The organism is Nonomuraea sp. NPDC004702 (assembly GCF_053601695.1).
In genome coordinates this window covers 183,868-195,940 of record NZ_JBSGCE010000004.1, presented here as the reverse complement: position 1 = coordinate 195,940, position 12,073 = coordinate 183,868, and the positions used below count along the sequence as shown (strand labels likewise).

At 71.5% G+C, this 12,073-nt stretch carries 12 protein-coding genes and 1 riboswitch; of the genes, 9 read left to right on the top strand and 3 right to left on the bottom strand.

All coding sequences use genetic code 11. The annotated features are described in order from the left end of the window. Nucleotides 1-83: 83 nt before the first annotated feature. Together ACWEJ6_RS07860 and ACWEJ6_RS07855 are read right to left on the bottom strand one after the other, a co-directional pair. Nucleotides 84-1,127 carry a PP2C family protein-serine/threonine phosphatase gene (locus ACWEJ6_RS07860; RefSeq protein WP_452422237.1) on the bottom strand — a complete coding sequence of 348 codons (1,044 nt, stop codon included), beginning with the start codon at nucleotides 1,125-1,127 and terminating at the stop codon, nucleotides 84-86. Nucleotides 1,128-1,289: 162 nt separating this feature from the next. Next, nucleotides 1,290-3,248 (bottom strand): glycosyl hydrolase family 18 protein, encoded by a 1,959-nt coding sequence (locus ACWEJ6_RS07855; protein ID WP_387672841.1) that lies wholly within the window; start codon nucleotides 3,246-3,248, stop codon nucleotides 1,290-1,292. Between the two features lie 242 nt (nucleotides 3,249-3,490). Between ACWEJ6_RS07855 and ACWEJ6_RS07850 the strand changes: the two genes are divergently transcribed. After that, nucleotides 3,491-3,838 (top strand): luciferase domain-containing protein, encoded by a 348-nt coding sequence (locus tag ACWEJ6_RS07850; RefSeq protein WP_452422235.1) that lies wholly within the window; start codon nucleotides 3,491-3,493, stop codon nucleotides 3,836-3,838. Nucleotides 3,839-4,098: 260 nt separating this feature from the next. Beyond that, a riboswitch (cyclic di-AMP (ydaO/yuaA leader) is annotated at nucleotides 4,099-4,236 on the top strand. Between the two features lie 14 nt (nucleotides 4,237-4,250). Next, the gene (locus ACWEJ6_RS07845; protein WP_452422233.1) at nucleotides 4,251-4,970 is read left to right on the top strand and encodes a CHAP domain-containing protein; all 720 of its coding nucleotides are present in this window, start codon (nucleotides 4,251-4,253) and stop codon (nucleotides 4,968-4,970) included. Between the two features lie 51 nt (nucleotides 4,971-5,021). Here the strand turns inward: ACWEJ6_RS07845 and ACWEJ6_RS07840 are convergent, their stop codons facing one another. After that, a complete protein-coding gene (locus tag ACWEJ6_RS07840; RefSeq protein WP_452422231.1) occupies nucleotides 5,022-5,570 on the bottom strand; it encodes a TetR/AcrR family transcriptional regulator in 549 nt (182 codons plus the stop codon). A gap of 97 nt (nucleotides 5,571-5,667) precedes the next feature. On the opposite strand from ACWEJ6_RS07840, the gene ACWEJ6_RS07835 reads away from it, so the two are divergent. The 7 genes from ACWEJ6_RS07835 (at nucleotide 5,668) to ACWEJ6_RS07805 (ending at nucleotide 12,066) form a co-directional block, all read left to right on the top strand. Beyond that, nucleotides 5,668-6,165 (top strand): nuclear transport factor 2 family protein, encoded by a 498-nt coding sequence (locus tag ACWEJ6_RS07835; protein WP_452422229.1) that lies wholly within the window; start codon nucleotides 5,668-5,670, stop codon nucleotides 6,163-6,165. Between the two features lie 10 nt (nucleotides 6,166-6,175). Continuing rightward, nucleotides 6,176-7,399 (top strand): Tm-1-like ATP-binding domain-containing protein, encoded by a 1,224-nt coding sequence (locus ACWEJ6_RS07830; protein ID WP_387672853.1) that lies wholly within the window; start codon nucleotides 6,176-6,178, stop codon nucleotides 7,397-7,399. Beyond that, complete coding sequence (locus ACWEJ6_RS07825) at nucleotides 7,399-8,214, top strand: phosphoenolpyruvate hydrolase family protein (protein WP_364339389.1); 816 nt, start codon at nucleotides 7,399-7,401, stop codon at nucleotides 8,212-8,214. The genes ACWEJ6_RS07830 and ACWEJ6_RS07825 overlap by 1 nt, the downstream gene beginning before the upstream one ends. 16 nt (nucleotides 8,215-8,230) lie before the next feature. Then, on the top strand, nucleotides 8,231-8,644 hold the full coding sequence (locus tag ACWEJ6_RS07820; protein ID WP_364339387.1) for a cupin domain-containing protein: 414 nt from the start codon (nucleotides 8,231-8,233) through the stop codon (nucleotides 8,642-8,644). A 181-nt stretch (nucleotides 8,645-8,825) separates the two neighbouring features. Beyond that, nucleotides 8,826-9,329, top strand: a complete 504-nt coding sequence (locus tag ACWEJ6_RS07815; RefSeq protein ID WP_387672859.1) for a hypothetical protein — start codon at nucleotides 8,826-8,828, stop codon at nucleotides 9,327-9,329. After that, the gene (locus ACWEJ6_RS07810) at nucleotides 9,329-10,768 is read left to right on the top strand and encodes a hypothetical protein (protein WP_452422226.1); all 1,440 of its coding nucleotides are present in this window, start codon (nucleotides 9,329-9,331) and stop codon (nucleotides 10,766-10,768) included. Before ACWEJ6_RS07815 ends, ACWEJ6_RS07810 begins: the two co-directional genes overlap by 1 nt. Then, a complete protein-coding gene (locus ACWEJ6_RS07805; protein ID WP_358292376.1) occupies nucleotides 10,765-12,066 on the top strand; it encodes a VWA domain-containing protein in 1,302 nt (433 codons plus the stop codon). The genes ACWEJ6_RS07810 and ACWEJ6_RS07805 overlap by 4 nt, the downstream gene beginning before the upstream one ends. Nucleotides 12,067-12,073: the final 7 nt, after the last annotated feature.

Sequence of the window (12,073 nt, the reverse complement as noted above, 5' to 3'; positions counted from 1 at the left end):
GGAAGGTAAGCCTGGTGACCAGGGCCGTCAATGCGTTCTGTTAGGAAACTTTCTTAATAGTTGCCGTCCCGTCGCTCGGGCGGTCACGATCCGGTCCGGCGCAGGATGAGCACCGCGATGTCGTCGCGCGGCGCGCCGTGCGTGAAGGTGTTCAGGTCGGCGGCCAGAGCCTCGACGGTCCTGGCCGGCGGGTCGCGGGCCCAGGAGCGCAGCCGCTGCTCCAGCGGGTAGAAGGAGCCGTCGCGGTCGCGGGCCTCGGTCACGCCGTCGGTGCACAGCAGCAGCGAGGCCCCGCGCGGGAAGGCGAAGCGCGCGCCGTGGCGCGGCTCGCCCGCCAGCCCGGCCAGGCCGAGCGGCACCTCCGGCTCGCCGAGCCAGAGCTGCCCGGCGTTCCCGCCGTGGATCAGGTACGGCGCGATGTGCCCGCAGTTGACCGCGTCCACCTCCAGCTCCGGGCCGATGTCCAGCAGCAGCGCGGTGACGAACCGCTCGGGCTCGCCGGTGTGCGCGGCGAACCTGTTGTGCCTGATCACGGCGTCCTCCAGGGCGTCGGCCACGCCCATGAGGGAGATCTCGCGGTAGGCCGCCTCCCGGAAGGCGCCCAGCACGGCCAGCGCGGCGCCGATCGCGGGCAGCCCCTTGCCCTGCACGTCGGCGATCATCACCCGGGTCCCGTACGGCGACGGCGCCACCTCGTACATGTCGCCGCCCACCATCGTGTCCTCCTCGATGGGCTGGTAGAGGCCGTCCACGACCACGTCGAGCGAGCGCAGCGGCAGCGGCCTGACGAGCTGCCGCTGCAACGCCGCGGCGGCCGAGCGCAACCGGCGGACCTCCTCCTCGCGCTGGATCCGGTAGCTCGCGCCGACCACGCTCATCAGCCCGAACGCCGCGGTGAAGCCGGAGACCTCCAGGTTCGTCCGCAGATTGCCGCCCAGATAGGCGACCGAGGCCGACACCACCGCCAGCACCCACACCGACGCGACCGCCGTCTGCCACACCGAGCCCAGCCCCGACACGATCGCGGGCAGGAAGATCAGCACCGGCACGAGCTCCGCGCCCCCGCCGGTGAACCTGTCCAGCCCGACCACCAGCACCGTGATCCCGATCAGGCCGACCAGGAACACCGGTGTCGTGAAGAAGGGCCGCCTGTGCCCGCCACCCCAGAGAATCGTCGTTCACCCCCCGGTGACCAGCTTCTCCCAAGGCGTCCGCGTTCCGTCCTGCGGCGCGCCGGGCACGGCGAAGGGCCGGCCCCGAAACCCGGGACCGGCCCCTGACGTGCGAACTTATCCGAGGCCGTTCTTCATGGCCGTGAGGAGTTCGGCGTTGGTGGTGTCACCGCTGAGCTCCCAGAAGAACGCGCCGCCGAGGCCCTGGTTCTTCGAGTAGCTCATCTTGCCGCCGATGGTGCTCGGCGTGTCGTAGCTCCACCACTGGTTGCCGCAGTAGGCGTAGGCCGTGCCCGCGACCGTGCCGGTGGACGGGCAGCGGGTCTTGATGACCTTGTAGTCCTCGATGCCCTGCTCGTACGTGCCGGGCGCCGGGCCGGTCGCCGTGCCGCCGGGCGCGGCCTGGGTCACGCCGGTCCAGCCGCGGCCGTAGAAGCCGATGCCGAGCAGCAGCTTGGCGGCCGGGACGCCCTTGCTCTTGAGCTTCTGGATGGCGTTGTCGGTGTAGAAGCCGGGGACCGGGATCTTGTCCCAGGTGGTGAGCGGGGAGTGCGGGGCGGTCGGGCCCTGCGCGTCCCAGCCGCCGAAGAAGTCGTACGTCATGACGTTGTACCAGTCGACGTACTGGGCGGCGCCGCCGTAGTCGGCCGCGTCGATCTTGCCGCCGTCGTTGCCGTCGGCGGTGATGGCCGCGGTGACCAGGTTGTTGGCGCCGAAGCGCGAGCGCAGCGCGGACATCACGTTCTTGAACGCCGCCGCGCCGCTGGTGTCACAGGTCAGGCCGCAGGCGTTCGGGTACTCCCAGTCGATGTCGATGCCGTCGAAGACGTCGGCCCAGCGGGGGTCCTCCACCAGCTTGTAGCAGGAGTCGGCGAAGGCCGTCGGGTTCTGCGCCGCCTGGCCGAAGCCGCCGGACCAGGTCCAGCCGCCGAAGGAGAAGAGCACCTTCAGGTTGGGGTACTTCTTCTTCAGCTTGCGCAGCTGGTTGAAGTTGCCGCGCAGCGCGCCGTTGTCCCAGGTGTCGGCGACGCCGTCGACGCTCTCGCCCGCCTGGTAGAAGCGGTCGTAGTCGGCGTAGCTGTCGCCGATCGTGCACTGCCCGTTCTGCACGTTGCCGAACGCGTAGTTGATGTGGGTCAGCTTGGCCGCCGAGCCGCTGGTGTCGATGTTCTTGACGTGGTAGCCGCGCTGGTAGATGCCCCACTGGACGAAGTAGCCCAGCACCTTGTTGCCGCCGCCACCGCCGCCGCCCGTGGTGGTCGCGGTGATCTGGTTGCTGTCGGCCGAGCGGTTGCCGGCCGCGTCACGCGCGCGCACGGTGTAGTTGTAGGAGGTGTTGGCGCTGAGGCCGGTGTCGTTGTACGACGTGCCCGTGACGGTGGTGACCAGGGTGCCGCCGCGGTAGACCTCGTAGCCGGTGACCGCCACGTTGTCGGTGGAGGCGTTCCAGGCCAGCGAGACGCTGTTGTTGCTGACGCCGGTCGAGCGCAGGTTGCCGGGGACCGACGGCGGGGTCTTGTCGTCGCCGCCACCGCCGCCGGTGGTCGTCGCGGAGATCTGGTTGCTGTTGGCCGAGCGGTTGCCGGCCGCGTCACGCGCCCGCACGGTGTAGCTGTAGGCCGTGTTCGCGGTGAGGCCGGTGTCGTTGTACGTGGTGCCCGTGACGGTGGTGACCAGGGTGCCGCCGCGGTAGACCTCGTAGCCGGTCACGGCCACGTTGTCGGTGGAGGCGTTCCAGGCCAGGGCCACGCTCGTGTCCGTGACGCCGGTCGAGCGCAGGTTGCCCGGCACGGACGGCGCGGTCGTGTCGCTGCCGCCGCCACCGGAGACCTTCCACAGCGCCGCCACGTTCGGCGGCTCCCAGCCGGGCTGGGAGGTGTGCGCCTGGAGACAGACGTAGTCGACGCCGTTGTAGGTGACGACCGTGCCCGCCGTGTAGGCGGTCCACGGGGCCCAGGCCGCCGCGTACGCCACCGTGCTGGCGGAGGCGAGCGCCGGGGCGGCCACGGCCGCGGTGAGGGGCAGGGCCAACGCCGCCATTCCCGCCAGGACCTTGCTCAGAATGGTGTGTTTCATGTCGCTCCGACATCCGTTGGGGGGTGTGTGGGGAGTGGGATGGGAGACTTCTGGGGAAACTATTAGGAAAGTTTCCTTTAAGTTGTGAATCGACGGTAGCTTCTGCCTGGGGGAGCGTCAATACGTATCGGTCAGGTGTCCGTAATCGTGCCGGTCAGACCCCGGACGCGCCCGTTCACGAGGGGATAACGGTTCAGGAACGGGGGCTGACGGCGGGGTGAGCCGTGGCTCAGCATTGGAGCGTGGCAGGAATCTCCGCCTGGCGGCGGAAGCCCACGCGACGCGGGCCCTACGTGGTCCGCGCGGTCGCGGAGTTACGGTCCTGGCCGTCGCTGAACGTCAGCGGCACCGGTCAGCAGGTCACCTTCGCCGTACACGGAACCGAGATCCTGCGCCTGGCCGGCCGGGACGAGATCCACGTACGGCTCACCGCCCCCGCCATCGGCCGCCTGGAGCCGTACCTGCGGGCGTGCGACCAGGTCCATGCCTGCCGCGACCGCGCCTGGGTCGCCGTACAGGTCGACGCCGAGCCCGATCTGGAATTGTTGCTGGCGCTCACGAGTGTGGCGATAAAGGCGCACGTGGCGTGAAGCGATTCGGTGCGTAGCGTTTCTCCCACGCAGCGTCGAATGCATTGCCTCCATTTGCCTGGGAATTACTCGCCGGGTAGCTTGGTTGTACACAGCCGAACGGGGAGTCGTCCCAGGTAGGGATGGCATTGCCTGGGAATTACCCAAGCGGGACCCGTGTTGTACAGAGTCGATGCGGAAATCCCCGCATCCGGGCGTCGCACATATACCTTCAGGCCCTTTCCCGGGCCCGGGAAGACGATGCGTCAGCCCTTTGCCTGACCAAGAGACCGCTGAATCCGCCTGTGCGCGGAACCGGGGACCCATGTGTCCAATGGGGTGAATCGGCACCGTGGTGCCGTAGGGCAGCTTCCCGCCCGAACCCGTCAGCTAACCCGGCAAGCGGCACGGAAGCTCAAGGAGTAACACCCTCATGGCCAAGCACCGTCTTCACCGTGCCTACAAGCTCGACCTCGCCAAGATCGCTCTCGGCGCGACCGCCGTCGCCGGCGTGCTCGGCACGCACGCGGCAGTGAACGCCGACACCACCCACGCCACCGCCCACACCGCCACCCAGACCGCCAAGGTCGCCGGCGTGGCCGCCCAGCCGCTCGTCGCGCAGCACCGCGCCGCCGACGAGAGCGCCAAGGGCAAGGTCAACGTCACCGCCGCCCAGGTGCTGGCCACCGCCCGCGCCCAGGTCGGCACCTCCGAGGACGCCAACGGCGGCGGCACCAAGTTCCAGAAGTGGTACGCCGACTCGCAGCGCGCCGCCGAGACCGCCGCGCGTGACGGCGGCAACCGCGCCATGTACCTGAACGCCCCCTGGTGCTCGATGTTCGTCTCCTGGGTCGGCGAGCAGACCGGCGCCCGCCCGCAGGTCGGCTGGGACGCCTACACCGTGACCCACGCCAAGTGGTTCGCCGCCAACGACCGCTGGGGCACCGAGGCCAAGCCGGGCGCCGTCGTCTTCTTCTCCTGGAGCGGCAGCAAGAGCCTGAACGACATCCAGCACGTCGGCTTCGTCGTCAAGGACAACGGCGACGGCACGATCTCCACGATCGAGGGCAACACCGGCAACGGCAAGGTCGAGCAGCGTGTCCGCCCGACCTCCCAGGTCGTCGGCTACGGCTACCCGTCGTACGCCGCCTGATCCTGCCGAGCGAAGAGCGCACTCCCCGCGGGGAGTGCGCTCTTTCGCGTTTCAGGGCCGCCGGTGCCGGTGGATCAGGACCGCCGCGGCCTGCCCGGCCGAGCGGGCCGCGCCCGGCTCCTCCGAGATCATCGCGGTGACCGTGGCGCCGTCGATCAGGGTGAGCAGCTGCTCGGCGAGCAGGCCGGGGTCCCCGGCTCCGGCCTCCTCGGCGAGCGAGCGCAGGTAGGCGCGCAGGCGCTCCTTGTGCTCGCGCACCGCCGTGCGGACGACGGCCGAACCGGCGCCCAGCTCGGCGAAGGCGTTGGCGAACCCGCAGCCGCGGAAGTCGTCCTCGGTGAACCAGTGCTCCAGCCACGCGAAGACCGCCGGGATGCGGTCGCCGGCCTCGGCCACGTACGCGGTGAGCGAGGCCATCCAGCGTTCGTCGCGCCGCCGCAGATAGGCCACGACCAGCGCCTCCTTCGACGGGAAACACTGGTAGAGGCGTTTCAGCGAGACGCCGGAGGCGGCCCGGATCTCGTCCATGCCGACCGCCTGCACGCCGCGGCGGTAGAACAGGTCGCCCGCGGCGTCCAGCAGCCGCTGCTCGTGATCCATGACACCCCTCCAGGTGCTTGCCGCGGAGAACGGTCGTTCTCTACGCTAGCGCACAACCCGGGAGAACGCCCGTTCTCTCGATCGGAGAGGACAGCCCATGACCCGCCCGCCCGTCCCGCCGTTCACCGAGGAGACCGCCCGGATCAAGGTCCAGGCCGCCGAGGACGCCTGGAACACCCGCGACCCCGAGCGCGTCGCGCTCGCGTACACCGAGGACTCCGTGTGGCGCAACCGCGGCGAGTTCGTCACCGGCCGCGCCGAGATCGCGGAGTTCCTGCGCCGCAAGTGGGCCCGCGAGCTGGACTACGCCCTGCGCAAAGAGCTGTGGGCGGTCACCGGCGACCGCATCGCCGTGCGCTTCCAGTACGAGTCCCGCGACGCCGCCGGCCAGTGGTGGCGCAGCTACGGCAACGAGCAGTGGGAGTTCGACGCCTCGGGGCTGATGCGCCGCCGGGAGGCCAGCATCAACGATGTCGCCATCACCGAGGAGGAACGCCGCATCTTCGGCTCCCGCCCGCTGTCCGAGCACGGCGTGGACGTCCTGGGCATCCGCCACGCGGAGATCGCCGGGGTAAGGTCGGAAGGCCGATCGTAGGAGGTCTGACATGGCGGTCTTGCTGCTGGGCACCCTCGACACCAAGGGGGAGGAGTACGCCCTCGTCCGCGACCTGATCATCCGGGCCGGCCAGGGCGTCGTCCTCATGGACACCGGCGTCATGGGCGCCCCGGCGCTGGCCGCCGACGTCCCCGCCGAGGCCGTCGCGCGGGCCGCGGGCACCGGCCTCGACCGGCTCAGGAGCGCCGGCGACCGCGGCGCCGCGCTCGCGGCCATGGCGGCCGGGGCCACCGCCCTGGCCAAGGACCTGCACGCCCGCGGCGAGCTGAGCGGCGTGCTCGCGCTCGGCGGCAGCGGCGGCTCCTCCATCGCCGCCGCCGTCATGCGGGCGCTGCCCGTCGGCCTGCCCAAGCTGCTCGTCTCGACCATGGTCAGCGGCGACGTCTCGGCCTACGTCGGGGAGACCGACGTGACGCTCATGTACAGCGTCGTCGACGTCGCGGGCGTCAACTCCGTCTCCCGCCGCATCCTGACCAACGCCGCCGCCGCGATCAGCGCGATGGCCGCCTCCTACGACGCCGGCGCCGAGCCGTCCGGGGAGGACAAACCACTTGTCGCGGCCACGATGTTCGGCGTCACCACGCCCGCCGTCGACGCCGCGCGGGCCCGGCTGGAGTCCCTGGGCTACGAGGTGCTGGTCTTCCACGCCACCGGCTCGGGCGGCCGGGCCATGGAGGCGCTGGCGGCCGGCGGCCATTTCGCCGGGGTGCTCGACCTGACCACCACCGAGCTGGCCGACGAGCTCGTCGGCGGCGTGTTGTCGGCCGGCCCCGACCGCCTGACCGCCGCCGGGCGGGCCGGCATCCCGCAGGTCGTCAGCCTGGGCGCCGTCGACATGGTCAACTTCGGCCCGATGGAGACCGTGCCGGAACGGTTCAGGTCACGGCAGCTCCTGGTGCACAACCCGACGGTGACGCTCATGCGCACCACTCCGGCCGAGAACGCCGAGATCGGGCGGGCGATCGGCGAGCGGCTGGCCCGCGCGTCGGGGCCGGTCACGCTGTTCGTGCCGCGCGGCGGCGTCTCGGCCGTCGACGTCGAGGGCGGCCCGTTCCACGACCCGGCGGCCGACGCGGCCTGCTTCGACGCCGTGCTCGCGGCCGTCGCGGGCACCGCCGTCGAGGTCGTGCAGAGCGACCAGGACATCAACGACGCGCAGTTCGCCGTGGCGGCCGCCGACCGGCTGCACCGGCTGATCGAGAAGGGGGCTTGATGCGACGCGACGAGGCACTACGGAGGTTGCGCGCCGAGCGGGAGGCCGGCCGGCTGATCATCGGCGGCGGCGCGGGCACCGGGCTGTCGGCCAAGTCCGCCGAGGCGGGCGGGGTCGATCTGCTCATCATCTACAACTCCGGACGGTTCCGGATGGCCGGCCGCGGCTCGCTCGCCGGCCTGATGCCGTACGGCGACGCCAACGCGATCGTCGTGGAGATGGCGGGGGAGGTCCTGCCGGTCGTCAAGGACACGCCGGTGCTGGCCGGGGTGTGCGGGACCGACCCGTTCCGGCTGATGCCGCGCTTCCTCGACGAGCTGAAGGACATGGGCTTCACCGGCGTCCAGAACTTCCCGACGGTCGGCCTGATCGACGGTGTCTTCCGGGCGAACCTGGAGGAGACCGGCATGGGCTTCGACCTGGAGGTGGAGATGATCAGGCTGGCCGCCGAGCGCGACCTGCTCACCGCCCCCTACGTGTTCACCCCCGAGCAGGCCACGGCCATGGCGCGGGCGGGCGCCGACATCCTCGTCCCGCACATGGGCCTGACCACCAAGGGCAGCATCGGCGCCGTCACCGCGATCGGCCTCGACGAGGCGGCCGTGCGCATCCAGGAGATGCGCGACGCCGCCGTCGCCGTCAACCCCGACGTCATCGTGCTGTGCCACGGCGGTCCCATCGCCGAGCCCGACGACGTGCGCCACATCCAGCAGCGCACGGTCGGCGTCGCCGGGTTCTTCGGCGCGTCCTCGATGGAACGCCTGCCCGCCGAGCGGGCCATCGCCGAACAGGTCCGCGCCTTCAAGCAGCTCTGACCGGGAGGAACCCGCCATGCACCGACGACCGGACGCCCTGCCCACGATGATCTTCGACTGGGGGGCCATCAAATGGCACGTGACGCCCGACGCCGTCCCGGGCGCGTCCTCCACGTTCGGCGAGGTCATCATCAACCCGAACAAGGGCCACGAACGCCACCTGCACCCCGACTCCGACGAGGTCCTCTACGTCATCGAGGGCGAGGGGCGGCAGACCGTCGGCGACGACCCGGAGTTCCCGGTCAGGGCCGGTGAGGCGATCTACATCCCGAAGGGCACGCTGCACTCCACCTTCAACACCGGCTGGCGGCCGCTGCGGATCATCGCGACGTACACGCCGGGCGGGGCCGAGCTGGCGCTGCGCGAGCTGCCCGGCTTCGTGGAGCTCGGCCCCGGCGACCACCCCACCTGGGCGGCCGCCACCTCCTGAGCGGCGCAGGCCGTGCGCGGGGTGCGAGCCCGCGCACGGCCTCCGGCGTGCTCGACCTTCATGTGAATGATCGTTCACGTCCGGTCTGTCGGTGGCCTCCGGTAGATTTCCGGGTCTGTTGATCAAGCCCATCGGAGTTGGCTGTCGGCGCGAGCATGCCGTCAGACTGGAGGTCGAGACCTTGGACGCGGACGAAACCGCGTGGGAGCAGCGCAGCGTCGTGCGGGTGGTGCCGCCGGTCCAGCCGCGCAAGCTGGCGAAGGTGCCCTTCGTCGAGCTGGCTGACGGCAGGTTGCAGGGGGTCGTGTCGAGCGGGTCCGACATCGAGCGGGTCTACGTCTCCTCGATCGCCGCCGGCACCCACGACCTGAGCTGCAGCACCAACAACAACCGCCCGTGCGGCGCGCTGCACGGCTACGCGTGCAAGCACATCCGCCTGCTGGCCGACGAGGCCGTGCTCCAGTACGGCCTCGACCGGGTGGCCCGCTACCTGCGCGTCGAGGTGCCCGAGGGCGGCCACCTGATGAGCGCGCTGAACGGCGCCCCCCAGCGCACCCCGGCGGCCGTGGTGTTCAGCCGGTTCCTGCGCCACCTGGCCTACCTGGAGGTGCCCGACAGCACCGAGCCGCTGGCCGAGCTCCACTGGTTCCCGGCGATGGGGCCCGAGACGGGAAAGGTGGGCTGATGCTCGACGTACAGCTCGGAGAGCTGGCCGGCGACGGGCCGGCCGGCGTCGCGGAGGCGCTCGCGCTCGCCACGGGGTTCGACGGCGCGCTCGGGCACGGGTTCGCCAGGGTCGCCGAGGAGCCGGCCGCGGCGCTGGCCGCGCTGGCCGGCGCGCTCGCGGGCTCCCCGCTCGGCGAGCGGCTGGGCGAGGCGGTGGAGAAGGTGACCGCGGGGTCGGTCGCCGACGAGCACCTGGCCGCGCTGGCCGGCGGGCGGGCCGCGCTGTTCGGCGCGGTGCACGACGCCCTACTCGCCCGCCTCGACCAGGCTCTGGGCCGCAGCCGCGCACCCTGGCCGCCGGCCGCCGCCACGGACGCCACAACAGGGGCGGCGTCCGTGGGCGGCGGGCCGGGCGGCGGGGCGGCGTCCGGCGGCGTGCCGGAGAACCTGCTGGCCGGGTGCCGGGTCTGGTTGCGGGAGCTGGCGATCACCGGCTGGCGGGGCGTCGACGACGACCTCGTCTCCGGCGCCGACCAGGCGATCGAGGCGCTGCTCGGGGTGCCCGAGCTGCGCGGGCTCGCCGTGCTGCTCGACGGGCTGGCGACCGAGCTGCGGGCCTCGTCCCCGGTGGCGACGATGGACCGGCTGCCGCTCAGGCGGTGGGCCGACCTGTGGACGCGCGGGCTGCTGCTCGCCCAGTCCGGGCCGTGGCACGGCGTGCCCGAGCCGGTGTCGGGGCGGCTGCTGATCCTCGGCGCCGACGTGCACGAGCACGCCACGGTCGTCCGGGTGCAGGTGCACGGCGTCCTGGAGGAGGCCGGCGGCCCGACCCGGCTGGTACGCACGAGCGTCGCGGCGGCCAAGGTCGACACCATCGTGGGCCCGTCGGTGTGGCGGCTGTTCGGCGGGCGGCCCGTGCTCATGGGCGCGCTGGCCGACCACCGGTCCGTGGAGATCGACGGCATGCCGCTGCTGCCCGGCGGCGACCTGCTGTGGCACGACGACCGCGCCCGCACCGGCGCCGAGGCCGACCCGTTCACCACCGCGCGGGTGCAGCTCGCGGGCGCGCTCGCCCCGGCCACGCCGCCGCTCGACCGCCACCCCGTGCGCATCGCCGAGCCGGTGCTGGTCGAGGGGTACACGGTCGACGGGCACACCCTCGACCTGGGCGGCAACAAGCTCGCCCTCGACCTCGACCGGCTCCCGGCGAGCTGCCCGCTCACGCCGGAGCTGGTGGCCGCGTCCTCGGCGTGCGTCGGGCTGGTGCGCCGCGACGGCGGCAGTTGGCTGCTGCAGCCGCTGGCCGTCCAGGCCACGGTCAAGAAGAAGCCGGTCACCGTGCACAACGGCGACTGGGCGAACGGCCCGACCGACCCCAAGGTCGTCAAGGCCGAGGCCAAGGCCGGCGACGTGGTCGCCGTGCTGCGCGAACGGGCAGGACGGCTGCTGCGGAAATGACCGACTCGACCACGAGCGCCGACGAGACCCGGCGCCAAGTGCTGTACTGGCGGCTCATGTCGCGGCTGTTCTCGGCCGACGAGCAGCCCGCGCTGGAGACGGCCAGCATGGGCATCGTCGGCGACCTGGAGCTGCCGCCCGCGCTGCTCGACCCCGGCGTCTCGGTGGACACGCTCGTCCAGCGCTTCCCCGAGCTGGGCGCCGAGCTCCAGGACCTGATGGCCGACAAGGAGCACGAGGAGGGCGGCGAGGTGCGCCGCGCCGCCCTGGTCTCCAAGCTGCTGCTCAACGTCTTCTCCACCGGCACGGGCGACGTCACGGCGGGCGACCTGGCCCGCTGGAAGCAGGACGCCGCCTGGTTCGAGAAGGGCATGGGCTGCGAGCCCGGCGGCCTGCGGAACGGGCCGGGCAACGACGAGCTGGCCGCCGTCCTCGCCATGATCGAGGGCGATCTGGTCAAGCGCATGCGGCTGCGCGAGGTGCTCGCCGACCCGGCTCTGGCCAGGCAGCTCACGCCCAGCATGTCGCTCATCGAGCAGCTGCTGCGCGACAAGTCCAACCTGTCCGGCGTCGCCCTCGCCAACGCCAAGGCGCTCATCCGCAGGTTCGTCGACGAGGTCGCCGAGGTGCTGCGCACGCAGGTGGAGAAGACCAGCGTGGGCGTCATCGACCGGTCGGTGCCGCCGAAGCGGGTCTTCCGCAACCTCGACATCGAGCGCACGATCTGGAAGAACCTCACCAACTGGAGCCCTGAAGACCAGCGGCTCTACGTCGACCGGCTCTACTACCGGCAGACGGCCCGCCGCACCACGCCGGCCCGGCTCATCGTGGTCGTCGACCAGTCGGGCTCGATGGTCGACGCGATGGTCAACTGCACCATCCTGGCCTCGATCTTCGCCGGCCTGCCCAAGGTCGACGTGCACCTCGTCGCGTACGACACCCGCGCGCTCGACCTGACGCCGTGGGTGCACGACCCGTTCGAGGTGCTGCTGCGCACGACGCTCGGCGGCGGCACCGACGGCACGGCCGCGATGGCCCTGGCCAGACCGAAGATCGCCGATCCGCGCAACACCGTGATGGTGTGGATCTCCGACTTCTACGACAACCGCTCGCTGATCAACGACTTCGGGTCGATCCACCGCTCGGGGGTCAAGTTCATCCCCGTCGGCTCGGTCAACAGCTCCGGCCACCAGAGCGTCGACCCGTGGTACCGCCAGAAACTCAAGGACCTGGGCACCCCCGTGCTCTCCGGCCACGTCCGCAAGCTCGTCTTCGAGCTCAAGAACTTCCTCACCTAGGAGAACC

What these genes read in the sequence shown, in the direction of transcription:
- ACWEJ6_RS07835 (WP_452422229.1), top strand. Translation starts at nt 5,668, where the DNA reads ATGACCCGCCCGCCCGTCCCGCCGTTCACCGAGGAGACCGCCCGGATC.
- ACWEJ6_RS07830 (WP_387672853.1), top strand. Translation starts at nt 6,176, where the DNA reads ATGGCGGTCTTGCTGCTGGGCACCCTCGACACCAAGGGGGAGGAGTAC.
- ACWEJ6_RS07805 (WP_358292376.1), top strand. Translation starts at nt 10,765, where the DNA reads ATGACCGACTCGACCACGAGCGCCGACGAGACCCGGCGCCAAGTGCTG.
- ACWEJ6_RS07820 (WP_364339387.1), top strand. Translation starts at nt 8,231, where the DNA reads ATGCACCGACGACCGGACGCCCTGCCCACGATGATCTTCGACTGGGGG.
- ACWEJ6_RS07840 (WP_452422231.1), bottom strand. Translation starts at nt 5,570, where the DNA reads ATGGATCACGAGCAGCGGCTGCTGGACGCCGCGGGCGACCTGTTCTAC.
- ACWEJ6_RS07845 (WP_452422233.1), top strand. Translation starts at nt 4,251, where the DNA reads ATGGCCAAGCACCGTCTTCACCGTGCCTACAAGCTCGACCTCGCCAAG.
- ACWEJ6_RS07825 (WP_364339389.1), top strand. Translation starts at nt 7,399, where the DNA reads ATGCGACGCGACGAGGCACTACGGAGGTTGCGCGCCGAGCGGGAGGCC.
- ACWEJ6_RS07855 (WP_387672841.1), bottom strand. Translation starts at nt 3,248, where the DNA reads ATGAAACACACCATTCTGAGCAAGGTCCTGGCGGGAATGGCGGCGTTG.
- ACWEJ6_RS07810 (WP_452422226.1), top strand. Translation starts at nt 9,329, where the DNA reads ATGCTCGACGTACAGCTCGGAGAGCTGGCCGGCGACGGGCCGGCCGGC.